We start from the raw sequence: 21531 nt of genomic DNA, 5'->3' as shown, positions 1-21531 counted from the left end.
CATGAGTTGTGGATAAGCCTGAATCTTAACGGTTTGAGGCTTGCCTGTTAACGATTGTCCTGAAGCGAAACACGGTCTCATTTTTGCTTTTTTTGACCCAGACATATTGCATTTAGTGCAACTCTCTGATTCTAAGGCATTAATCCGAACATTGAATGATTCATGTTTAAAAAACCGCATGGAAGGTGCGCTGGTTAACGAAAGTAAACGCTTCATTAACCTTAATGGCTCTTAAGTGGTTCAGTGGATGGTGCTGAGAGAATCAGTGCCGGAATTTGGGCGTAAGGCGGTCGTTAGTGGCGTCAGAGAAACGTTTGATGTCGGGGATTTAAATGAGCGGCAAACATATCGCTGTCCTTATGGGTGGTTTTTCATCGGAGCGGCCGGTGAGCCTGTCTTCAGGTGAGGCCTGTGCGCTTGCTCTTGAAGCCGAAGGCTACGAGGTCACTCGCGTCGATGTCGATCGTGATGTATCGGCCGTGCTGTCGCGCCTTAATCCTGATGTTGTCTTTAATGCTCTTCACGGCCCGTTCGGCGAAGACGGCACCATTCAGGGCATTCTTGAATATCTGCAAATTCCTTACACCGGTTCCGGTGTGCTTGCGTCTGCGCTTGCCATGGACAAGGGACAGGCCAAGAAGGTTGCTGCTGCTGCTGGCGTACCGGTTGCCGAAGCGCGCCTGATGAACCGTTTTGATTTCACCAATGAACACCCGCTGGCGCCGCCTTATGTCGTCAAGCCTGTTCGTGAAGGCTCCAGTTTCGGAGTTGTGATCGTCAAAGAGGATCAATCCCATCCTCCGCAGGTCCTGACGTCATCGGAATGGCGTTACAGTGACGCGGTGATGGTTGAACGTTATATTCCCGGTCGTGAGCTGACCTGCGGTGTCATGGGCGATCGTGCGCTCGGTGTCACCGAGGTGGTGCCGGTTGGACACAGCTTCTACGATTATGATGCGAAGTATGCAGCAGGTGGCTCGAAACATGTCATCCCTGCAGAAATTTCACCGAAAATTTACCAAAAAATACAATCATTGGCTCTTATGGCGCACCGGGCAATCGGGTGCCGTGGAGTGAGCCGGTCAGACTTTCGTTACGATGACCGTCTGTCTGAGGATGGTGAGATTATCTGGCTTGAGGTCAATACTCAGCCTGGCATGACGCCAACCTCTCTCGTGCCGGAAATGGCAGCTCATGATGGTTTAACGTTTGGTCAATTCGTCCGCTGGATGGTGGAGGACGCTTCGTGTTCGCGATGATCGGTGGCAAAAAAGCAAACAGACGCCGGGTGGAGCAGTTCGCTCCTGCCGCCGACGAGCGCATCGTGCTGCCTCGTCCGCTGCGTCGCGTCGTGCGCTTTTGTGTCAGCCTCGCAACGGGCCGTGTCAACATTCCCGCACACACAGGCACGATTTCCGCAATCGCATTTTTTGCAGCCACCGGTCTCTACGGCATGTCGCTTGGTGGCCACACGCAGACCGTTGCACAGGCAACCACATCTGCTGCCGGTTTTGCCATCGAAGACGTCAAGGTTTCTGGCAATGCGCAGACCTCTGAAATCGATATTCTCCAGCTGCTCGGCCTTGATGGCACCACTTCGCTTGTTGCTATGGATGTCAATACGGCGCGCCGCCGCCTAGCTGATCTGCCTTGGGTAGAAGATGTTGATGTGCGCAAGGTCTATCCGCGCACCATCGAAATCCGTCTCAAGGAACGTGATGCGTTCGGTATTTGGCAGCACGGTTCCGAGCTGTCGCTTATCGAAAAGAACGGCAGCGTGATTGCACCGCTGCGTGATAATAAATTTGCAGCCCTGCCGCTGTTCGTTGGTCGTGACGCAGAAACCGGCGCTGCAAGCTTCATGGAGCAGCTGGACGCCTGGCCGGAAATTCGCAGCAAGGTCAAGGCCTATGTTCGCATCTCCGGTCGTCGCTGGGATCTGCACCTGAACAACGGCATCATCATCAAGCTGCCAGAAGTCAATGTCGCCAAGGCCCTGCATTTGCTGTCGCGTCTTGATGCTGAACAGCAGGTTATGTCGCGTGACATCGCAGCAATCGATTTGCGGCTTTCCGACCGCACCACCATTCAGTTGACGCAAGCCGCAACCGAGCGCCGTGAGGCCGCTGTTACGGCACGTGAAAAGGCGCTCAAGAAAGCGGGGAACATATGAGCTTTTTCGGTTCTTCCCATTTTGGACTGCCGCGCCTTAAACCGCTTTCTTCCAAGCGGTCACATGTCGTTTCCGTGCTGGATATCGGCTCGACCAAGATCGTCTGCATGATCGGTCGTCTGACGCCACGTCAGGAAACCGAAGTGTTGCCGGGTCGTACCCACAAGGTTGAGATCATCGGTATTGGCCACCAGCGTTCGCGCGGTGTGAAGTCCGGTGTCATCGCCGATCTGGATGCCGTTGAAGGCGTCGTTCGTCTGGCTGTCGATGCAGCCGAGCGTATGGCAGGCCTGACAGTCGACAGCCTGATCGTCAACGTATCGGCCGGCCGTCTGGCCAGCGACATCTACACCGCAAGTATTGATCTGGGTGGCCAGGAAGTCGAAGCAGGCGATCTGCGCAAGGTTCTCATTGCCGCGAGCCAGCAGTCGCTGCGTCAGGACCGGGCAATCCTGCACTCCCTACCAACAGGTTATTCGCTGGATGGCGAGCGTGGCATCCGTGACCCTCTGTCGATGTACGGCGATCTTCTCGGCGTCGACATGCATGTTGTCACCGCAGAACGTTCGGCGTTGAAAAATCTCGAGCTGTGCGTCAACCGCGCTCATCTGTCGGTCGAGGGCATGGTTGCGACCCCATATGCAAGTGGCCTTGCTGCACTGGTTGACGATGAAGTCGAACTGGGTTGCGCAGCCATCGATATGGGCGGCGGCACAACGACGATTTCGGTATTCGCTGAAGGCCGTCTCATTCACACCGACGCGATCGGTCTTGGTGGCCACCACGTGACCACCGATCTGGCGCGCGGCCTGTCGACCCGCATCGAGGACGCCGAGCGTCTGAAGGTGGTTCATGGTTCGGCTCTGGCCAATGGTGCAGACGAACGTGACATGATTTCGATCCCGCCAATCGGTGAGGATGACCGTGACCAGCCGTCACAGGTTTCCCGCGCTCTGGTCACGCGCATCGTGCGTGCCCGTATCGAAGAAACTCTGGAGCTGATCCGTGATCGTATCCAGAAGTCCGGCTTCAGCCCGATTGTCGGCAAGCGCGTGGTTCTGACCGGTGGCGCAAGCCAGCTGACCGGCCTGCCGGAGACGGCGCGCCGCATTCTGGCCCGTAACGTGCGTATTGGTCGTCCGCTTGGTGTTTCCGGTCTGCCGGTTGCAGCCAAGGGTCCGGCATTTTCAACGGCGGTTGGCCTGATGATTTATCCGCAGATCGCGGACGCGGAAGTACATGCCTCACAAGGCGGGCTGTTTTCTCCGTTCGGCACAAGTGGCGGACGGATTGCCCGGGTAGGGCAGTGGTTGAAAGAAAGTTTTTGACCTGAACCGGCGTGGTGCCGGAGCAGGTGTGTAACGAGTTGTAATGAATCGGCCAGCGTGGCGATGCGGCCTAGACAAAGAAGGAATGTGACAATGACGATACAGCTGCATAAGCCTGATATCACCGAGTTGAAGCCTCGCATCACCGTATTCGGTGTTGGTGGCGGTGGTGGCAACGCCGTAAACAACATGATCTCGGCTGGTCTTCAGGGCGTTGATTTTGTTGTGGCTAACACGGACGCACAGGCCCTGACGATGACCAAGGCCGAACGCATCATTCAGATGGGCGTTCAGGTTACCGAAGGTCTCGGCGCTGGTTCGCAGCCGGAAGTCGGTCGCGCTGCTGCTGAAGAGTGCATCGATGAAATCGTCGATCACCTCAACGGAACACACATGTGCTTTGTTACTGCCGGTATGGGCGGTGGCACCGGTACGGGTGCAGCTCCTGTCGTCGCACAGGCTGCCCGCAACAAGGGCATTCTGACGGTTGGTGTTGTTACCAAGCCGTTCCACTTTGAAGGCCAGCGCCGTATGCGCCTTGCCGAACAGGGCATTCAGGAGCTTCAGAAGTCGGTCGACACGCTGATCGTCATTCCAAACCAGAACCTGTTCCGCATCGCCAACGACAAGACCACCTTTGCGGATGCCTTCGCAATGGCCGACCAGGTTCTCTATTCGGGCGTTGCCTGCATCACCGACCTGATGGTGAAGGAAGGTCTTATCAACCTCGACTTCGCTGACGTTCGTTCTGTCATGCGCGAAATGGGCCGCGCGATGATGGGTACGGGTGAAGCTTCCGGCGAAGGTCGCGCAATGCAGGCTGCTGAAGCCGCTATTGCCAACCCGCTGCTGGACGAAACCTCCATGAAGGGTGCACAGGGCCTGCTGATCTCCATCACCGGTGGTCGCGACATGACCCTGTTCGAAGTGGACGAAGCTGCGACCCGTATTCGCGAAGAAGTCGATCCGGATGCAAACATCATCCTCGGCGCGACCTTCGACGAAGCGCTCGAAGGCCTCATCCGCGTGTCTGTTGTTGCGACCGGTATCGACCGTGTTGCAGGCCAGAACGACCAGTACCTGGCGCAGGCCGCTGCTGCAAAGCCACTTATCCGTCCTTCGGCGGCCGTTGCTTCGGCTCCGGCCGCAGTTCAGCCTGCCCCCGTCATGCAGGCCCCTAAGGCGATTGACCCAATCGCACAGACCATCCGTACGGCTGAAGTCGAAATGGAACGCGAATTGGCTCTGGCTGCTGCTGAACAGCAGCTGCGCCAGGCACAGGCAGAAGCTGAATTCCGCCCGCAGAGCAAGCTGTTTGCTTCTGCTCCGGTTGAAGCTCCAGCACCTGCACCTGTTCGTCAGGCTCCAGTTCAGGCCGCACCTGCACCACAGGCCCACTACGCACCTGAGCCAGTTGCTGCACCACGCATGCAGCAGCCACAGGCACCTGTGCGCCATGAACCAGTTGCAGCGGCACCTCGCCATGTAGAGCCGGTTCGCATGCCAAAGATCGAGGACTTTCCTCCGGTCGTGAAGGCTGAGATGGACCACCGCACTGCGCATCCGGCATCGACTGTTCCGGAAGAGCGTGGCCCGATGGGTCTGTTGAAGCGCATCACCAACTCGCTGGGACGTCGTGAGGAAGACGACAACGTTCCTTCCGAGTTGATGGACGCACCATCGCTTGCTCCACAGCAGCGCCGTCAGCTTTCCGCTGAGGCAAGCCTGTACGCACCGCGTCGTGGCCAGCTCGACAATCAGGGTCGTGTCACACCGCAGGCTGCAAGCTCGCACGAAGACGACCAGTTGGAAATTCCGGCGTTCCTGCGCCGTCAGTCGAACTGATCAGATGCGATTCTTCTGAACACCAAACCCGGACCGAAAGGCCCGGGTTTTTTGTTACAAACTGTTTCCAAATGTGAAGAAAGATGTTGATTTATCAATTTCTTAAACTTGTAACAATGCGAAAGAAACAGTGATTTGTTATGTGGCCTGACCATACGTATGTATGACTGCAAGTTGTGAGGAAAACCGTGTGTTTCCTCAATTTGGAATTGGGGAGCCGAACCCCTGACGTTTTCGGTTCCTGTTAGACAAGGCACATGTGAATGAGTATCGAATTGCTTGGTTTTCAAACGACTATCGCCGCTGCTGCGCAGATTTCCGGTATTGGCGTACATTCGGGCAATCCGGTTTCCATGACCTTCCATCCGGCTGAAGCTGGTACCGGCATTGTTTTCCAGCGTCATCACGACAACGGCAATATCACCGAGATCAAGGCTGTTTCCGCCAATGTCGGCAACACCGATCTCTGCACGGTGCTTGGCCGATCGCAGACACAGTCCATTGCCACCATCGAACACGTCATGGCCGCGATCTATGCGCTTGGCCTCGACAATCTGGTTGTTGAAGTTGATGGTCCCGAAGCGCCGATCATGGATGGCAGCTCGTTCCCGTTCATCGAAGCTATCGAGCAGGTTGGCATCGTCAATCTCGGCGTGAAGCGCCGTTATATCCGCGTTTTGAAGCCGGTTCGTATCGATGCCGGTTCCTCCTGGGCTGAGTTCCGTCCATACAACGGCACACGGTTCGAAGTTGAGATCGACTTTGATACGCCGCTGATCGGCCGTCAGACTTGGGCTGGTGATCTGACTGCAGAAACCTTTACCAAGGAATTGTCTCGCGCCCGTACCTTCGGTTTCATGCGTGATGTGGAGCGCCTGTGGGCGGCCGGTTATGCACTCGGTTCGTCGCTTGAGAACTCCGTTGTGATTTCCGATGACCACACTGTCATCAATATGGAAGGCCTGCGTTACGAGAAGGACGAGTTCGTTCGTCACAAGACGCTGGACGCTGTTGGCGATCTGGCACTGGCCGGTGCGCAGTTCATTGGCTGCTACCGTTCCTACCGTGGTGGCCACAAGGTCAACGCCAATGCGCTCAAGGCGCTGCTCAGCGATCCGACTGCCTATGAAATTGTCGAGGCTCCGGTTTCCCGCAGCCAGCGCGTGCGCGCCGCCGAGTTTGTCCGCGTCAATGTTGCTGACGTGTCGCCTTGGTCTGCCTGATTTCGTGATTGAAGATTTTGAAAGCCGCGTCCTCTGGATGCGGCTTTTTTCCATGAAAATGCATGGCACTGTTCACATTTTACCCGCGTGGTGGAACCAGCCGCGACTCAGAAGCCATGACAAGAAAATGTGCAGCTGAGAGAATAAAACGCGGCGTCTTTTGACCTGAAAAACAGGAAATATTCGTCTTCGTCAAAGTGGTACGCCATAAAAATGCGTTAATGCGTCATCATTGCGTTGCTCTACCGACGCTTTTATGGCTAGAAACGCCAGTGCAAAGCTGATGTTGATGTATTTGCGCGAAATGGGATCTGTATAATGAAGCATGTAGGGTCTGGTGCAATGAATAGAACGGTTCGGGTCGCGCTTGTATCGATGTTGCTGGCCGGGGCTGCAACGCTCGTGACCGCATGCCAGTCGGACCCAGATATCGACATCACCAAACTTGGTTTCGAAAGCGAATCGGCTGAGACACTCTACAAGCAGGGTCTCGCCAACATGAACTCCGGCAACATGACCGAAGCGTCGCGCAAGTTCGAAGCGATTGACAAACAACATCCGTTTACGGAATGGGGCCGCAAGGCTCTGGTGATGCAGACATTCGTCAGCACCCGTATGAACCGTAACGAGCAGGCCATCGCAGCTGGCAATCGTTACCTCAAGCAATATCCGCGTTCTGAAGATTCCGCTTACGTTCAGTATCTGGTCGGCCTGGCTTATTCCAAGCAGATCGTTGACGTGACGCAGGACCAGCGCGCTGCTGCCCGCACCATCGAAGCGATGTCCAAGGTGGTCAATGATTATCCGAATTCGGAATATGTCAGCGACGCGCAGGCGAAGATCCGCTTTGCACGCGACCAGCTGGCCGGCAAGGAAATGCAGGTCGGCCGTTATTACCTTGAGCGCAAGGAATATCTGGCCGCCATCAAGCGCTTCCGCGTTGTGGTCGAGACATATCCAAATACCAACCAGATCGAAGAAGCCTTGGCGCGTCTGACCGAATCCTATTATGCAATGGGTCTGACAGACGAAGCGCAGACCGCCGCTGCGGTTCTGGGCAACAACTATCCGGACAGCCAATGGTATGCCGATTCGTTCAAGCTGTTGCAGTCCGGCGGACTTCAGCCACGCGAGAACAAGGGATCGTGGATTTCCAAGGCTGGCCTCAAGCTTCTTGGCGTTTGATCTGAGGGTGTAACCCATGCTCACGCAGTTATCGATCCGGGATATCGTCCTGATTGAACGGCTCGATCTTGCGTTCGAGGCGGGTCTGTCGGTGCTGACTGGTGAAACGGGCGCCGGTAAATCTATTCTTCTTGACAGTTTGTCTCTTGCTCTTGGTGGGCGAGGGGACGGTGGCCTTGTACGTCATGGTGAGGATAAGGGGCAGGTGACTGCCACCTTCGAACTGGCAAACGACCATCCGGCACGCCTTCTGTTGCGTGAAAACGGCCTTGATGATGACGGCGATCTGATTTTCCGCCGCGTACAATCCGCTGATGGCCGCACCAAGGCCTATGTCAATGATCAGGCAGTCAGCGTGCAGATGATGCGCCAGTTGGGCGTGCTGCTGGTCGAGATACACGGCCAGCATGATGACCGCGCCCTTGTCGATACCGATGCGCATCGCGCACTTCTCGACGCCTTTGCAGGCTTGAGTGACGAGGCCTTGTCGCTGCAGGGACTTTACCGCAAATGGAAAGATGCCGAGCGCGGCTTGAAAGTGCACCGCGCCAAGGTGGAAGCGGCGGCCCGTGAGGCTGAATTCTTGCGATCTTCTGTCGAGGAGCTTGAAAAGCTCTCACCGCAGGACGGTGAGGAAGACGAACTGGCTGAACGCCGCGCCGTCATGCAGAAGTCTGAGCGCATTGCCGGTGATATTGCCGAAGCCAGCGAATTTTTGAATGGCAACGCGTCGCCTGTGCCGATGATTGCATCGATGATGCGTCGTCTGGAGCGCAAGAGCCACGAAGCGCCAGGTCTTTTGGAAGATACGGTGCAGTTGCTGGATGCAGCGCTGGATAACCTTTCCAATGCGCAGACTGAAGTGGAAGCAGCGCTGCGCCGGACGGAATTTGATCCGCGTGAGCTGGAGCGTGTTGAAGAGCGGTTGTTTTCACTGCGTGCAGCGGGTCGCAAATATTCCGTGCCGGTGATCGAGCTGCCTGCCTTGGCCGAAAAGATGGTGGCTGACCTTGCCGAGCTTGATGCCGGTGAAGAAACCCTGGCGAAGCTTGAAGCAAATCTGCATCTGGTAAAGGCCGATTTCGATCAGGCTGCCGTTGCACTGTCGTACAAGCGGCACACTGCAGCCAGCGCATTGTCGGACGCTGTCATGGCGGAACTGCCAGCCCTTAAGCTGGAACGCGCCCGTTTTACCGTTGAAGTCACGACCGATGCCGATGCGGCGACGGCCGAGGGGATCGACGTGGTTGAATTCCACGTGCAGACCAACCCCGGCACACGTCCTGGGCCGATCATGAAGGTGGCGTCGGGCGGTGAGCTTTCGCGCTTCCTGCTGGCTCTCAAGGTTGCTCTGGCGGATCGTGGTTCTGCGCCGACACTGGTGTTCGATGAAATCGATACCGGCGTGGGCGGTGCAGTTGCTGATGCAATCGGCCAGCGGCTTCGCAGATTGTCAAAGACCGTTCAGGTTCTGTCAGTGACCCATGCCCCGCAGGTGGCGGCACGTGCGGCGACGCATCTGCTGATCTCCAAGGGACCGACCGGTGATGGCACCGAGCGGATTGCCACCAAAGTGGCAACGATGGAGCCGCAGCACCGCACCGAGGAAATCGCCCGTATGCTGGCTGGTGCCTCTGTTACGGATGAGGCGAGGGCTGCTGCAGCCCGTCTTCTGGCTGCCAAGGACTAAGAAGCGACTAGCGTCATCAAACGGGCCCTACAAGGCCCGTATCTTCTTGACAGCATCTATATTGTGGCGGTGAACCTCTTCGTAATCGGCGTGATAGACAATTGCGCCGCTCGCCACTTCCGGTGCCACAAATTCTTCAAGCGTCTGTTTGTCGGCCAGTGCCAGGCCGTGCGGGCCGGTAAGGCGTTCCAGATAGGCTCGGTTGGCGTCGATCAGCTCCGGTGCATAACCGCCTTCGGCGATACGCTGCTCAAGGCCATGATTGGGAAGAATTCTGGCAATTTGCCATTGGCGCATACGCTTCAGTTCTTCGATATGGGTGGTGATATGTTCGGGCTCTGAGACATAGGTCACGGTGTCTTCCAGCGTGTCGCCCGCAAACAGGATTTTTTCGTGCGGTAGCCACAGCACATTGCCATCGGCGCTGTGAATATCGAAGTGGTGCATCTCCACGAGCCGTTTGCCGATCTGAAGCCTGAGCGTGGTATCAAAGGTGCGTGTCGGCATGATGACCGGCGAGATCGGTGGATTGCGCTTGGCAAGCGCCTCACGGTTTTTCGCCATGGTGTCTGCAGTCAAGGCCAGCGCAATGATCTCGCAATCAGCAAACACCTCGCTTCCGGCAATATGGTCGGTGTGCCAGTGGCTGAGCACAACTGTGATTTTGCTGACGCTAAGGCTTTGCAGATGGTTGCGGATGAAACGGGCGTGATCAAGCGACATATGCGTATCATAGACGAGCGCATGGCCTTCTGAGGCGATGGCATAGGAGGCGGTGCCCAGCGTGTAGGCGCCGTCATCCAGCCAGTTCGGCTCCGGCGAATAAAGGCGCTTGTTCATCCGGCCATCATAATAGGCATAGATGTCTGGATAGGGTTGCAGGATGCGCATCGTGTCCGTGCTGATGGTCATCGTCATGCTCATGCTGAAACTACCCCTGTTAACGTGCTGTCGCGACGACGATGCCTGAACCGATCATGATGCCGCCAGCGGTGCGATTGACCCGCCGTACAATGTGAGGTTGGCGTAACAGCGTGCGAGCCCGCACGGCAAGTGCGACATGTCCACCAATCACGACAATCTCTACCGCAATGACGATGGCTGCAAGAGCCGCAAGGTGATCCAGCGTCAGGGACGCGCCAACCACGTTGGGAAGCAGAGCCACATAAAACAGCGGCATTTTCGGGTTGCCGAGATTAAGGGCAATACCGGTCATGAAAATCGGCAGCAGGCCACGCTGGCTGGCAGTTGGCTGCAACTGTGGAACGACAGGCTCTGCTGTCCACAGTCTGATGCCCATCCACACCAGATAGGCGGCACCAGCATAACGCAGAACGGTCATCACCATGCTCATTTCACTGGCAATGATGGAAAGGCCAAAGGCGGCCAAAGTCAAAAACATCAGAATGCCGACAACGGTGCCTGCACCATAGGAGAAACCGGATGCCGCGCCATGGGTGATGGTGCGAGCGATGATGGTCATATTGTCGGGGCCGGGACTGGCTGCAAACACAAAAAATGCGGCGGCGAAGGCGAGAAGCGTGGTAAATTCCATTGGTGTCTCCGGTTCTGTATCGATCCGGATTTTCAGGATAATCTATTCCTGTGTTTTGCAAAGCGATGGTTTTGCATGCCGAAATAATTCGCTAAAAGCGTTGCAGATTCATGCGCGAGGCATCCATGGCAAACGAACTGACCCCGGTTGATAAATTGACCGAACTTGAGGCTTCTTCCGAGCTTGCCTATCTCGCCGCAGAGCTCGCGCGGCATGATGCGCTTTATCATGGCAAGGATGCGCCGGAGATTTCCGATGCGGACTATGATGCGCTCAAGCGCCGTAACGATGCGATAGAGGTAGCGTTTCCGACACTGGTGCGGGCTGACAGTCCATCGAGAAAGGTCGGTTTTGCGCCACTGCCGACATTTGCGCCGATTGTGCATGCGCGGCCGATGCTGTCGCTCGACAACGTGTTTTCCGACGAAGATGTGCAGGACTTTATTGCGTCGGTTTATCGTTTTCTGGGCAGGCTGCCGGACAATTCGATTGCTTTTACCGCAGAGCCAAAAATCGACGGGCTGTCCATGTCGATCCGTTATGAAAACGGCAGGCTGAAATCGGCGGCCACCCGTGGTGACGGCACGACAGGTGAAAATGTCACTGCCAACATTCTGACCATTTCTGAAATTCCCAACACACTTCCCGCTGGTGCACCTGATGTGGTTGAGGTGCGTGGCGAAGTCTATATGGCCAAGAGCGACTTTCTGGCGCTCAACGCCCAGATGGAGGCCGAAGGCAAACAAACCTATGTGAACCCGCGCAACACGGCGTCCGGATCACTGCGCCAGCTTGATGCGAAGGTGACTGCGGCACGCAAGTTGCGGTTCTTTGCCTACGCGCTGGGTGAGGTGTCCAATGGCGGGCAGGCGACGCGTTTATCCGACACACAATATGGCATCGTCGAGAAATTCAGGGAGTGGAAATTCCCCGTCAATCCGCTGATGCGTCGAATCAATTCCATTGAGCAACTGCTTGAGCATTATCGTGAAATCGGCGTCGAACGTCCCAATCTCGATTATGATATCGATGGCGTGGTCTACAAGGTAGACAGTCTGGATCTGCAGGAGCGTCTGGGCTTTCGCTCACGCAGTCCACGCTGGGCAACCGCCCATAAATTCCCGGCAGAACAGGCTTTCACCATTGTCGAGGGCATCGATATTCAGGTTGGTCGCACGGGCGCGTTGACGCCGGTGGCGCGCCTGACCCCGGTGACGGTGGGTGGTGTGGTTGTGACCAACGCCACGCTACACAATGCGGATTACATCGAAGGTATCGGCAATAGCGGCGAACGTATTCGCCCGGTCGGGCATGATATCCGTGTCGGCGACACCGTTATCGTGCAGCGCGCCGGCGATGTCATTCCACAGGTGCTGGACATCATCCCTGAGAAACGGGCTGCGGATGCGGCGCCTTACGAGTTTCCGCAGACCTGCCCGGTGTGCAAAAGCCACGCGGTGCGTGAACGCAATGAAAAGACCGGCAAGCTCGATTCCGTGACCCGTTGTACCGGCGGTTTCGTTTGCCGCGCGCAGGCCGTGGAACATCTCAAACACTTCGTGTCACGCAACGCCTTCGACATTGAAGGGCTAGGCACCAAACAGATCGATTTCTTCTTTGAAAGCGAAGACCCGACGCTGTGGATCAAAACGGCGCCTGATATTTTCACACTGAAAAAACGTCAGGAAGGGTCTCACCTGACCAAGCTCGAGAATATTGACGGTTTCGGCAAGGTCAGCGTCAAGAAGCTGTTCGATGCCATTGATGCGCGTCGTGACATCGACCTGCACCGCTTGATTTTTGCGCTTGGCATTCGCCATGTCGGTGAAACCACGGCAAAGCTGCTGGCGCGGTCTTACGGCACTTACCAACACTTTGAAGAGGCGATGAAGGCCGCGGCTCCCTTGACGGGTGAGGCATGGGCCGAGCTCAACAGCATTGATGGTATTGGCGAAGTTGTCGCCCGTTCGATTGTCGAGTTCTATAAGGAACCGCGCAATCTGAAGGTGATCGACGAGCTGATTGCCGAACTGCAGCCCAAGGAGGCCGAAAAGCCATCGACCGAGGGCAGTCCGGTGGCCGGCAAGACGGTGGTGTTTACCGGCTCGCTGGAGAAATTCACCCGCGATGAGGCCAAAGCCCGCGCAGAAGGCCTTGGTGCGAAGGTGGCAGGTTCGGTATCGAAAAAGACCGATATTCTGGTGGCTGGCCCCGGTGCCGGTTCCAAGCTCGCAAAGGCTGTCGAGCTTGGTATCCAGACCATGGATGAGGATGAGTGGCTGGCGCTGATTGGTGGCTGAGCGGCGGGTGCCGCTGCGACCATGTCAGTCAGGGCAGCGGTATGGTCCTCAACCGCGTAGACGCGCCATCATATAGGCATCGACATATTCGCCGTTGCGAAAGGCGTATTGTCTAAGGATGCCCTCGTGCTGAAAGCCGAATTTTTCGTAGAGATGAATTCCGGCTGTATTGTCAGTGAAGACGCTGAGTTCAATACGGCGGATATCATGCCAGTTGTCGGCAGCGTCAATCAGGGCTGATAACAGGACCGAGCCGACGCCCTTGCCAGCGAAATCATCGTGAATGCCAATGCCAAGCGAAGCTGCGTGCAGCTGCCGGCCCACCTTGCGGTGAAGGCCGGCATTGCCAATGATCCTGCCGCGCCATTCTGCCAGAACCGTGATGCCGTTAGGGGAGGCGCTTTCAATGAATTTGCGGGTTTTTTCAACGCTTTGAAATGGCTGTCGCAAGGTGCCATGGCGAACGCCGGGCAGGTTCATGATCTCGGTGATCGCAGCCGCATCATCCAGACGGGTTGCCCGTACGGTGATGTCGGAACGGTCGAAATCAGCATAGTCGAGGTTTTGGTTTTGGGCTGGCGGCATGCCTGTTCTCCTATTTTGGGACCGGAGAGCAGGTGTTTCATCAACCCTGCTCTTTTTGGCAGGGCTGGATGGATGATCGGTTTAACGCGTCAACAATCCTTTGCCCGCCGGGGTACCGGTGGTCACGATGTTGAGCATCACGATGGTTGCGTTTTTGATCATGGCGTGAAAATGCGTGGCATATGCCTTGATGTCAATGCTGTTTCCCGGAGTGGTTTCATCCGCTCTGGGAAAATCAGGGCTGAGAGGGGCCTAGCGTTACAGGGTAATCATGCCACCATCGATAATCAGTTCAGCGCCAACCGTAAAACTTGCCTCATCGGATGCCAGGAAAACAACGGCCTTGGCAATTTCTGCAACATGGCCAAATCGTCCCAGAGGGATTTGCGCGACAATCGCGTCGGCCATGGCTTTTTTACCGGCATCATCCAGTCCGAATTTTTCATGCAACGGGGTTTCAACCGGACCGGGGCTAACGGCATTGACGCGGATGCCACGGCCAAGCAGTTCACCCGACAATGTCTTGGACAGCGACAGCAGGGCTGCTTTGGTCAGCGCATAGAGGCTGGAATTTGGCATGCCGATATGGGCGTTGACCGAGGTGTTGAGCACGATGGAGGCCTTGTTGCTGAAAACAGGCAGCAGCGCCTGCACCAGGAAGAACGGGCCTTTGACATTGACCGAAACCGAGCGGTCAAAGGCAGCTTCATCCCATTGATCCATGGTGCGGAATTCAGCGACACCTGCGTTGACGAAGAGGATTTCGAGTTTGCCGAACTTTGCGGCGATCTGGTCAGCAATCTCTTTCTGTGATGCAACGTTTCCGGCATCGGCACGGATGTAAAGCACATCATCACCCAACACAGCTCTCGCCTTTTCGATCGTGGCAGGGTTGGTGCCGCTAACGGCGACGCGTGCGCCTTCGCTGATAAATTGGCGGGCCGTCTCAAGGCCGATGCCGCTGGTGCCGCCAGTGATGAGTGCTGTCTTGTTCTGCAAGCGTGTCATGATCATTTTCCTTTGTTTGGAGTGGCGTGTTTACCTGCAGCGAATATGGCTTTTTCCGATCGTTCTGATTAGTCTGTAAGTATTGGCTCAGCTTTCCGGAAAAACCGAACAATGATGAGACTTGAAGGAATAACGGCGTTTGTGGCCGTTGCAGAATCCGGGTCGATCAGCGAGGCATCGCGCCGCCTCAATCTTTCGAAATCTGTGGTGAGCGACCGGTTGTCGGAACTCGAGCGTGTTTTGGGCACGACCCTGCTGCACAGAACCACCCGCAGCCTCAGCCTGACGGAAGACGGCAGTGCCTTTTTGGAAAGGGCAGTGCGCATCGTCAATGAAGTGCGGGATGCCACGGATGACATGGCCGAGCGGCGTGGTGATCTGAAAGGCGCGCTCAGCCTGTCTGCGCCTGTGACCTTTGGTCGGCTGCATCTTGGTCCTGCGCTTTATCCGTTTCTGTTGCAGAACCCGGCGCTTGAGGTCAGTCTGGATATGGATGACCGACGGGTTGATGTGTCGTCTGCCGGATTTGATGCGGTGGTGCGGCATGGGCCGATTGTTGATTCACGATTGATGGCATGGAAGCTGGCGCCCAGCCGACGTCTGCTGGTGGCATCAACTGACTATCTGAAACAGCATGGAACACCCCATAATGCCGCTGAACTGGAGGGACATCGCGGAATTTTTTACACCAATCGTGGCGTCGCGGACTGGCGGTTTGTCGGCCCAAACGGTGCCGTCATCGTCAGGGCAAAAGTCGCACTGCGGGTCAATCATGGCGATATGATCCGCGACGCAGCGGTAGCAGGTCTTGGCATCGCGCTGTTGCCAACCTTTATTGCCGGCCCTGCCATCAGGGATGGCAGCTTGACCGTGATCGATGTCGGCATACAGGCGGAAGATGAATTCATCTACATCGCCCATCCGGAGGGACGGCGTCCATCGGCCAAGCTGAGAGCGCTGGCGGATCATTTGCGTAAGGCGTTTGGTTCACCGCCCTATTGGGAGCCGTGATAGAGCGCGTCGGGTCTGGATCAGCCCGCCGCTTTCACGCGGCGCAACAAGCGGCCATCAATGGCGATCAGACCGGCGGCAATCATCGCCATGCCAACAAAATGTTTCATTTCCAGCTGTTCACCGAGAACCAGCGAGCCGAGCAAAATGGCGCTGACTGGAATGAGGAAGGTGACAAGCGCAAGATTGGTGGCACCAGCGGTGGAGAGAATGCGGAAGAACAGCAGATAAGCAAGCGCGGTGGAGAGCAGGGCGATGCCAAGCAAGGCGCCCCAGGTGGCAGTGCTTGGCATGGCCAGTGTCCACGGCTGATCGATCAGTAGAGCAACCGGAATCAACATCAGGGTCGACGATGAAATCTGGCCGGTTGCTGTCATCAGTGGTGCAACACCCATGGTCTTGAAACGGCGGCCGAAGATACCGGCAAAGGCGTAGGACGTGGCTGCACCCAAAATGGCAAGCTGGCCCCAAAGATTTGATCCGCTGCCGCCAAGGGCAGATGGGCCGATCATGGTGGCGACGCCAACAAAGCCGATCAGCACGCCAGCCAGTTTGTTGGGTGAGAGCTTTTCATCAATCGTCAGAAAATGCGCGACAATGACGGTAAACAACGGCGTTGTGGCGTTGAGAATGGAGGCAACGCCACTGGCAATATGGGTCTGGCCCCAGACGATCAGGCAAAAGGGGATAATGTTGTTGAGAATGCCCATGGCAAAGAAGGCGCGCCAGATGCGGCCTTCTCTTGGCAGCTTTAACCCCATGACACGGCAGACGATAAGCAGCGCAATGGCCGCCAATCCGACACGGAGTGTGACGATGGTCAACGGTGGCAGTTCCTTAACCGCAACGCCGATGAAGAAAAAGGAACCGCCCCACAGGACCGACAGGGCAATGAGCATGGCCCATTCGCTGGCGTTCATTTGCCGTTGTATCGCTGCCATTGCCGTGCCCCGACGAATTATGTGTGATGGATACTGGTGTATCGAGATTTGTGAGTCGTGCCACCCGAAACTTGCTTTTAAACGAGGCGTTTGTCGTTCTGGCCGACAGGCGGGCGTCAAGCGGTTCTATTTCAGGTGAAATTGTATTATGCGGTGCCCAAGAACCAATCGGGAATCGCCCTTTGAAGACCATCGCCATCGACTTTGAAACTGCCAATGAAGAGCGCGGCAGCGCCTGTTCTGTCGGTCTGGCATGGGTAGAGAATGGTCAGGTGGTGCGGGTCGAGGAACGATTGATCCGTCCGCGTGAGATGCGCTTTTCATCGTTCAATATCTCCATTCACGGCATTCGGCCGGAAACGGTTGAACATGCGCCGGAATTTCCAGAGGTGATGGACGAGTTTATCGATGATTTTCAGGGTGCGACGATGATTGCCCATAATGCGGCCTTTGATTTCAGCGTGCTGCGCGCCTGCTTCGACAAGTATCGGCAGAGCTATCCGACGTTTTCCTATCTGTGCAGCGTGAAAATGTCCCAGAAGATCTGGCCGCAATTGCCCTCACATAAACTCAACATCATCGCCGGGCACCTGGGCCTGCGCTTTGTGCACCACAATGCCGCCGAGGACGCTCTGGTGTGTGCCTCTGCGGCTATCGAAATGGCCAAATCGATCGAAGTGCCGGAGATCAGGGATATTCCGGGCAAGATCGGCATGGTGGCCGGTAAGGTCCATTCCAGCGGTTATGAGCCCTGCACGATGCGGCGCCGTTAAAACACGCAGCTTTCAACTTGCCTTCCGCCGCTCCAATCCTATCTTGGGGACATCAAATGGAGGCTGGAATGGCATTATCCCTGTTACGGAAACTGATGGTTGGCCTGCTTGTTGCGGTTCCGGTCACCGCTGCGCATGCGCAGGTGGTTGGCGAAGTCGGCGTCGATTGGATTGGCAACGACATTATCGTTGAGGCGGTAGCCGATCCGGAAGTGAAGGGCGTGACCTGCCACGTCACCTATTTTGAGCGTGGTGTCATTGACCGGCTGAAAAACGGCAACTGGTTTGAAGACCCGTCCAACAATGCCATTTCCTGCAACCAGACCGGGCCGGTCGAGATCGGTGATATCGATCTTTCCAAGGATGGTGAGGAAGTGTTCCGACAAGGCATGTCGCTGGTGTGGAAGAAGCTTTTGGTGACCCGCATTTATGACAAGCAGAATGATACCTTGATCTATCTGGTGCACACCCGCGAATTGACCGATGGTTCGGCCAAGATGGCAATTTCAACCGTGCCCCTCTACGGGCAGAACCCGACATGGAAAAACGGCAAGCCGTAAGGCCTGCCGTTTCGAAATCTCAGTAATGTAAAGTCTTAAGCGGCTTCGCGGGACAGTTCTTCCGCGATGACCGTATCGAGGTTGAGGAAGCAGACCATGCTCTTCTCAAGCGCGACGATGCCGTGCGAGAAGCTGCGCTGGGTCTCAGGAATGATTTCCGGTGTCGGCTGCAGGTCTTCCGAACGGATGGTCATCATGTCGGAAACCTGTTCCACCAGCAGACCAACCAGCTTGCCGCCGATATCGGTGACGATGATGGCAGAGCGTTCCGAAGGTTCGGTCATTTTCATACCGAGGCGGCACGCCATGTCGATGACAGGAATAACGGCGCCACGCAGGTTGATAAGACCGAGAACGTAAGGAGGCGTGTGCGGCATAGGCGTAACCGGTGCCCAGCCACGAATTTCACGGATTGCCATAATGTCGATGCAGAATTCCTGATCGCCAAGATGGAAGGAAACGATTTCGAGATGAGAACCCGATTGCTTGATTGCATTCGTCATGGTCTGAATTCTTCCTGGCGGTTCTGGACGCGCTAAAGTCCGGATGTTCATAATGGCAGGTAATGCGGAAGACCGGCTTTTTGGAAAACCCGGCAGACGTCATGTCGCTATCTTGGAAGACCGCATGACGATCATGCACTGTAACCGTTTAACCTTTTACTAACGGCGTCTTTTCTCAGGCTTTGAGTTTTTGGTCCTGTTGTTGGTGAGGGGCATCGATGTTATCATCAAGGCATGTCGACGTTACTGCGAAACACAAATCACATGCTGCTGATGGCTGTGGCCGTCTTGAGCTTTTTGGGTGTCAGCCTGCTGGCCTTCCAGGGCTGGATGACGCATGGCGTCGATATTTTCCTCACCCTGTCGCAGACCGGTCTTTCCTGGTGCCTTTGACCTGAAGGCGTAGGCGAGGGCGGCAAATCCGCGCAGTGCCTTCAATCAACTGGTTGTTGATTTGCGATCAGGGGCAAGTTTGATTATCTGCTTTCGAGACTGGGATGTCTGCCGCATTGGTGGTCATCAAATTTGGTGTGAAGGCTGATCTGGCATGAAAAAAGTCCGTATCGTTCTCTGGTGTGTTGTTGTCCTTCTGGGCGGTGTTGTCACCTGGCTGGCATTTGCGTTGTCTGAGTCAAAACAGCATATGACGGAAGGCCCTTATGGCGCGCCGTTCCAGCTTGTCGCCCAAAACGGCCAGCCGATCACCGAAAAGGCCTTCCAGGGCAAACCAACGGCGCTGTTTTTCGGATTTACCCATTGCCCTGAAGTCTGCCCGACAACCCTTTTCGAGTTGAATGGCTGGATGGAGAAGGTCGATCCGGCAGGTGACAAGATGCAGGGGTATTTCGTCACGGTTGATCCCGAGCGTGATACACCGGAAATCCTTGGTCAGTATATCTCCAACGTAACCAGCCGTATCACCGGTATTGCCGGCGAGCCGGACAAGATTGCCGAAATGATCAAGAGCTTCCGCGTTTACGCCAAGCGCGTTCCGGTGGATGAAAAAGATCCGAACGGTGAATACACCATGGATCATACTGCGTCGGTTTTCCTGCTGGATGCGCAGGGACGTTTCGTCAGCACCATTGCCTACGGCGAAAACCCTGACGTTGCGGTACAGAAACTGCAAAATCTCCTGAAGGGTTAATGCCGGTTTCTTCTCTGGTGGTATTGGACTGCGCCTGCTTTTGTGGCAAAGGCAGGCAAGTCCGAATTTTCCGAAAGAGATGCTGCCGTGAGCGAGATCCGCCTCTATGTGACGACCACTGAAATCGAGGCCGGTCAGGTACTGGATGTCATGACCGAGGTTTTCGAGGAAGATGGCATTGCCATCGCCACCACCGAGGTCGATGAAAAGAAAGACATCTGGGAAGCATCCGTCTATCTTTTGCTGGAAGAAGAAGAGGAAGTGCGCGAGCGTCTCGACACACTTCTGAAAAGCGCTTTCCCGCATCTTGCCGTCCAGCGTGAGATAATTCCCGACATCGACTGGATTGCCAAGTCGCTTGAAGGCCTGAAGCCGGTCAGGGCAGGGCGTTTCCTGGTTCACGGTTCTCATGACCGCGACAAGGTTCGCGTCAACGATATCTCGATTGAAATCGAAGCCGGGCAGGCCTTCGGAACCGGTCATCACGGCACGACAGCCGGCTGCCTTGAAATGATTGAATCGGTTGTGCGGGCCCGTACCGTGCGCAATGCGCTTGATCTGGGCACCGGCAGTGGCGTTCTGGCAATTGCTGTTGCCAAGATGCGCCGCATTCCGGTTCTTGCCACCGATATCGATCCGATTGCGGTGCGTGTCGCCAAGGAAAATGTGCGCCTCAACGGTATTGTCCAGGGCGTTTCTCTGGAAACGGCCCCCGGTTTCCATTCGGATGCCTTTGCCAAACATGGCCCGTTTGATCTGATCATCGCCAATATTTTGGCGCGGCCATTGATCAAGATGGCGCCGCAGTTGGTTGCGCATCTTGCTCCGGGTGGTTCGGTGATCCTGTCCGGCATTCTGGCATCGCAGCGCTGGAAGGTTCTGGCTGCCTATAATGGTGAGCATCTAAGCCATGTTCGCACTATCTGGCGCAATGGCTGGGTGACGATTCACTTGCGAAAGTAATGGTCACCTTCGCAAATAACGGCGCTTTTTGCTGAAAACCTGATGTTATTAGCGAGCGGGCGGTCGTGTCCGCCGTCGATATGCCATTGGATTTTTTAGAGCAATGCATCAAATGCAAAGATGTTTTCCATGTTTTGACATGGTGCCAATGAAAAAGGCGACGCTTTCGCGTCGCCTTTCGATCAGTCATGCTGATCGCCCGCGAGCTGGGAGGGTGCTCGAGCGGGAAACGTATTCCGATGCCAGGCCACTTCGGGAGGAGGAGAAAGCAAGCCGGGCGTAACAGTCAGAATACGTAGCTGGTGCCCTTGCGGCGAAGTTCTTCGCGGCTGGTGCCAAGAGCCTTGAGAGACTGGTCGTCAAGGTTCAGGAGCGCGCCGTTTACGTAACGGCCGACCTGACGCTCGCGAGCTTCAATAACGCGATCGAAAGCTGTGCGGAAGAAAGATTTTGCCATTGCCGTGTTCCTTACATACGGAAGGAAACCTCGTGTTCCCTTCGATGATTAGAACATAAGTAATACTTTTCAGTTCAGGTAGGTGGCTGACTACAATGGTGTTATGCGTTTTATGCATGGCTATGGGTGGTTCGTATGCAGATTGCGGCTTTTTTGCGCAAAACATATGCAAATGCCGCGGTTTCCTGATGGTTTTTTAGTTGCTGCCAGTTTCACGCCTTTCTTTCGGCTGGACCCATTAGCAGCGCGGCTATAAATTCGCGGCCACAATGGAATCTTTTGGA

General features: G+C 55.7%; 21 protein-coding genes. 14 read left to right on the top strand and 7 right to left on the bottom strand.

Annotated elements, in window-relative coordinates; translation table 11 throughout:
* Positions 1-332: 332 nt before the first annotated feature.
* From ACZ5FM_RS10500 to recN, 7 genes are all read left to right on the top strand, one after another.
* A complete protein-coding gene (locus ACZ5FM_RS10500) occupies positions 333-1259 on the top strand; it encodes a D-alanine--D-alanine ligase (RefSeq protein ID WP_192488518.1) in 927 nt (308 codons plus the stop codon).
* Positions 1256-2173 carry a cell division protein FtsQ/DivIB gene (locus ACZ5FM_RS10495; protein ID WP_250982384.1) on the top strand — a complete coding sequence of 306 codons (918 nt, stop codon included), beginning with the start codon at positions 1256-1258 and terminating at the stop codon, positions 2171-2173. Before ACZ5FM_RS10500 ends, ACZ5FM_RS10495 begins: the two co-directional genes overlap by 4 nt.
* Entirely contained in the window at positions 2170-3501 is a 1332-nt protein-coding gene (gene ftsA / locus ACZ5FM_RS10490; RefSeq protein ID WP_192488519.1) for a cell division protein FtsA, read from the top strand. The genes ACZ5FM_RS10495 and ftsA overlap by 4 nt, the downstream gene beginning before the upstream one ends.
* Before the next feature lie 93 nt (positions 3502-3594).
* Positions 3595-5346: a cell division protein FtsZ gene (gene ftsZ / locus ACZ5FM_RS10485; protein ID WP_464038635.1), complete on the top strand. Its 1752-nt coding sequence runs from the start codon at positions 3595-3597 to the stop codon at positions 5344-5346.
* Positions 5347-5609: 263 nt separating this feature from the next.
* Positions 5610-6569, top strand: a complete 960-nt coding sequence (gene lpxC, locus ACZ5FM_RS10480) for a UDP-3-O-acyl-N-acetylglucosamine deacetylase (RefSeq protein WP_192488521.1) — start codon at positions 5610-5612, stop codon at positions 6567-6569.
* Positions 6570-6887: 318 nt separating this feature from the next.
* Positions 6888-7754, top strand: coding sequence for an outer membrane protein assembly factor BamD (locus ACZ5FM_RS10475; protein ID WP_192488522.1), 867 nt, complete (start codon positions 6888-6890; stop codon positions 7752-7754).
* A 16-nt stretch (positions 7755-7770) separates the two neighbouring features.
* Positions 7771-9444 carry a DNA repair protein RecN gene (recN, locus tag ACZ5FM_RS10470; protein ID WP_464038634.1) on the top strand — a complete coding sequence of 558 codons (1674 nt, stop codon included), beginning with the start codon at positions 7771-7773 and terminating at the stop codon, positions 9442-9444.
* A gap of 27 nt (positions 9445-9471) precedes the next feature.
* On the opposite strand, the gene ACZ5FM_RS10465 is transcribed toward recN, so the two are convergent.
* Both ACZ5FM_RS10465 and ACZ5FM_RS10460 read right to left on the bottom strand, forming a co-directional pair.
* Positions 9472-10368 (bottom strand): MBL fold metallo-hydrolase, encoded by an 897-nt coding sequence (locus ACZ5FM_RS10465; protein ID WP_464038632.1) that lies wholly within the window; start codon positions 10366-10368, stop codon positions 9472-9474.
* 16 nt (positions 10369-10384) lie between these two features.
* The gene (locus ACZ5FM_RS10460) at positions 10385-10999 is read right to left on the bottom strand and encodes a LysE family translocator (RefSeq protein WP_464038631.1); all 615 of its coding nucleotides are present in this window, start codon (positions 10997-10999) and stop codon (positions 10385-10387) included.
* A gap of 125 nt (positions 11000-11124) precedes the next feature.
* On the opposite strand from ACZ5FM_RS10460, the gene ligA reads away from it, so the two are divergent.
* Entirely contained in the window at positions 11125-13299 is a 2175-nt protein-coding gene (gene ligA / locus ACZ5FM_RS10455) for an NAD-dependent DNA ligase LigA (protein WP_464038630.1), read from the top strand.
* 48 nt (positions 13300-13347) lie between these two features.
* On the opposite strand, the gene ACZ5FM_RS10450 is transcribed toward ligA, so the two are convergent.
* Positions 13348-13884 carry a GNAT family N-acetyltransferase gene (locus ACZ5FM_RS10450; RefSeq protein ID WP_464038629.1) on the bottom strand — a complete coding sequence of 179 codons (537 nt, stop codon included), beginning with the start codon at positions 13882-13884 and terminating at the stop codon, positions 13348-13350.
* Positions 13885-14142: 258 nt separating this feature from the next.
* Positions 14143-14892, bottom strand: a complete 750-nt coding sequence (locus ACZ5FM_RS10445) for an SDR family oxidoreductase (protein WP_464038628.1) — start codon at positions 14890-14892, stop codon at positions 14143-14145.
* A 111-nt stretch (positions 14893-15003) separates the two neighbouring features.
* On the opposite strand from ACZ5FM_RS10445, the gene ACZ5FM_RS10440 reads away from it, so the two are divergent.
* The gene (locus tag ACZ5FM_RS10440; RefSeq protein ID WP_464038627.1) at positions 15004-15903 is read left to right on the top strand and encodes a LysR family transcriptional regulator; all 900 of its coding nucleotides are present in this window, start codon (positions 15004-15006) and stop codon (positions 15901-15903) included.
* A 20-nt stretch (positions 15904-15923) separates the two neighbouring features.
* On the opposite strand, the gene ACZ5FM_RS10435 is transcribed toward ACZ5FM_RS10440, so the two are convergent.
* Positions 15924-16844, bottom strand: coding sequence for a DMT family transporter (locus tag ACZ5FM_RS10435; protein ID WP_464038626.1), 921 nt, complete (start codon positions 16842-16844; stop codon positions 15924-15926).
* Positions 16845-17026: 182 nt separating this feature from the next.
* Between ACZ5FM_RS10435 and ACZ5FM_RS10430 the strand changes: the two genes are divergently transcribed.
* Both ACZ5FM_RS10430 and ACZ5FM_RS10425 read left to right on the top strand, forming a co-directional pair.
* Positions 17027-17617: a 3'-5' exonuclease gene (locus tag ACZ5FM_RS10430; RefSeq protein WP_312945283.1), complete on the top strand. Its 591-nt coding sequence runs from the start codon at positions 17027-17029 to the stop codon at positions 17615-17617.
* Between the two features lie 68 nt (positions 17618-17685).
* Positions 17686-18177: a CreA family protein gene (locus ACZ5FM_RS10425; RefSeq protein ID WP_259144299.1), complete on the top strand. Its 492-nt coding sequence runs from the start codon at positions 17686-17688 to the stop codon at positions 18175-18177.
* Positions 18178-18212: 35 nt separating this feature from the next.
* On the opposite strand, the gene ACZ5FM_RS10420 is transcribed toward ACZ5FM_RS10425, so the two are convergent.
* Positions 18213-18680 (bottom strand): chemotaxis protein CheW, encoded by a 468-nt coding sequence (locus ACZ5FM_RS10420; protein ID WP_192488531.1) that lies wholly within the window; start codon positions 18678-18680, stop codon positions 18213-18215.
* Positions 18681-18914: 234 nt separating this feature from the next.
* Between ACZ5FM_RS10420 and ACZ5FM_RS10415 the strand changes: the two genes are divergently transcribed.
* From ACZ5FM_RS10415 to ACZ5FM_RS10405, 3 genes are all read left to right on the top strand, one after another.
* The gene (locus tag ACZ5FM_RS10415) at positions 18915-19073 is read left to right on the top strand and encodes a hypothetical protein (RefSeq protein ID WP_464038625.1); all 159 of its coding nucleotides are present in this window, start codon (positions 18915-18917) and stop codon (positions 19071-19073) included.
* Positions 19074-19227: 154 nt separating this feature from the next.
* Positions 19228-19827 carry an SCO family protein gene (locus tag ACZ5FM_RS10410; protein ID WP_192488532.1) on the top strand — a complete coding sequence of 200 codons (600 nt, stop codon included), beginning with the start codon at positions 19228-19230 and terminating at the stop codon, positions 19825-19827.
* Positions 19828-19914: 87 nt separating this feature from the next.
* Positions 19915-20790 (top strand): 50S ribosomal protein L11 methyltransferase, encoded by an 876-nt coding sequence (locus ACZ5FM_RS10405; protein ID WP_464038624.1) that lies wholly within the window; start codon positions 19915-19917, stop codon positions 20788-20790.
* Positions 20791-21076: 286 nt separating this feature from the next.
* On the opposite strand, the gene ACZ5FM_RS10400 is transcribed toward ACZ5FM_RS10405, so the two are convergent.
* Complete coding sequence (locus tag ACZ5FM_RS10400) at positions 21077-21247, bottom strand: hypothetical protein (RefSeq protein WP_192488534.1); 171 nt, start codon at positions 21245-21247, stop codon at positions 21077-21079.
* Positions 21248-21531 lie beyond the last annotated feature (284 nt).

This window comes from Agrobacterium sp. 5Ca50 (assembly GCF_055381905.1).
Note: the sequence above shows the minus strand (reverse complement) of the source record. Positions and strands in the feature narration are given on the sequence as shown.

Bases quoted from the DNA above. Each gene is read 5' to 3' on its own strand.
- lpxC (WP_192488521.1), top strand. From the start codon at position 5,610: ATGAGTATCGAATTGCTTGGTTTTCAAACGACTATCGCCGCTGCTGCG.
- ACZ5FM_RS10465 (WP_464038632.1), bottom strand. From the start codon at position 10,368: ATGAGCATGACGATGACCATCAGCACGGACACGATGCGCATCCTGCAA.
- ligA (WP_464038630.1), top strand. From the start codon at position 11,125: ATGGCAAACGAACTGACCCCGGTTGATAAATTGACCGAACTTGAGGCT.
- ftsA (WP_192488519.1), top strand. From the start codon at position 2,170: ATGAGCTTTTTCGGTTCTTCCCATTTTGGACTGCCGCGCCTTAAACCG.
- ftsZ (WP_464038635.1), top strand. From the start codon at position 3,595: ATGACGATACAGCTGCATAAGCCTGATATCACCGAGTTGAAGCCTCGC.
- ACZ5FM_RS10450 (WP_464038629.1), bottom strand. From the start codon at position 13,884: ATGCCGCCAGCCCAAAACCAAAACCTCGACTATGCTGATTTCGACCGT.
- ACZ5FM_RS10420 (WP_192488531.1), bottom strand. From the start codon at position 18,680: ATGACGAATGCAATCAAGCAATCGGGTTCTCATCTCGAAATCGTTTCC.
- ACZ5FM_RS10400 (WP_192488534.1), bottom strand. From the start codon at position 21,247: ATGGCAAAATCTTTCTTCCGCACAGCTTTCGATCGCGTTATTGAAGCT.
- ACZ5FM_RS10460 (WP_464038631.1), bottom strand. From the start codon at position 10,999: ATGGAATTTACCACGCTTCTCGCCTTCGCCGCCGCATTTTTTGTGTTT.
- recN (WP_464038634.1), top strand. From the start codon at position 7,771: ATGCTCACGCAGTTATCGATCCGGGATATCGTCCTGATTGAACGGCTC.
- ACZ5FM_RS10435 (WP_464038626.1), bottom strand. From the start codon at position 16,844: ATGGCAGCGATACAACGGCAAATGAACGCCAGCGAATGGGCCATGCTC.
- ACZ5FM_RS10415 (WP_464038625.1), top strand. From the start codon at position 18,915: ATGTCGACGTTACTGCGAAACACAAATCACATGCTGCTGATGGCTGTG.
- ACZ5FM_RS10500 (WP_192488518.1), top strand. From the start codon at position 333: ATGAGCGGCAAACATATCGCTGTCCTTATGGGTGGTTTTTCATCGGAG.
- ACZ5FM_RS10440 (WP_464038627.1), top strand. From the start codon at position 15,004: ATGATGAGACTTGAAGGAATAACGGCGTTTGTGGCCGTTGCAGAATCC.
- ACZ5FM_RS10475 (WP_192488522.1), top strand. From the start codon at position 6,888: ATGAAGCATGTAGGGTCTGGTGCAATGAATAGAACGGTTCGGGTCGCG.
- ACZ5FM_RS10425 (WP_259144299.1), top strand. From the start codon at position 17,686: ATGGCATTATCCCTGTTACGGAAACTGATGGTTGGCCTGCTTGTTGCG.
- ACZ5FM_RS10410 (WP_192488532.1), top strand. From the start codon at position 19,228: ATGAAAAAAGTCCGTATCGTTCTCTGGTGTGTTGTTGTCCTTCTGGGC.
- ACZ5FM_RS10495 (WP_250982384.1), top strand. From the start codon at position 1,256: ATGATCGGTGGCAAAAAAGCAAACAGACGCCGGGTGGAGCAGTTCGCT.
- ACZ5FM_RS10445 (WP_464038628.1), bottom strand. From the start codon at position 14,892: ATGACACGCTTGCAGAACAAGACAGCACTCATCACTGGCGGCACCAGC.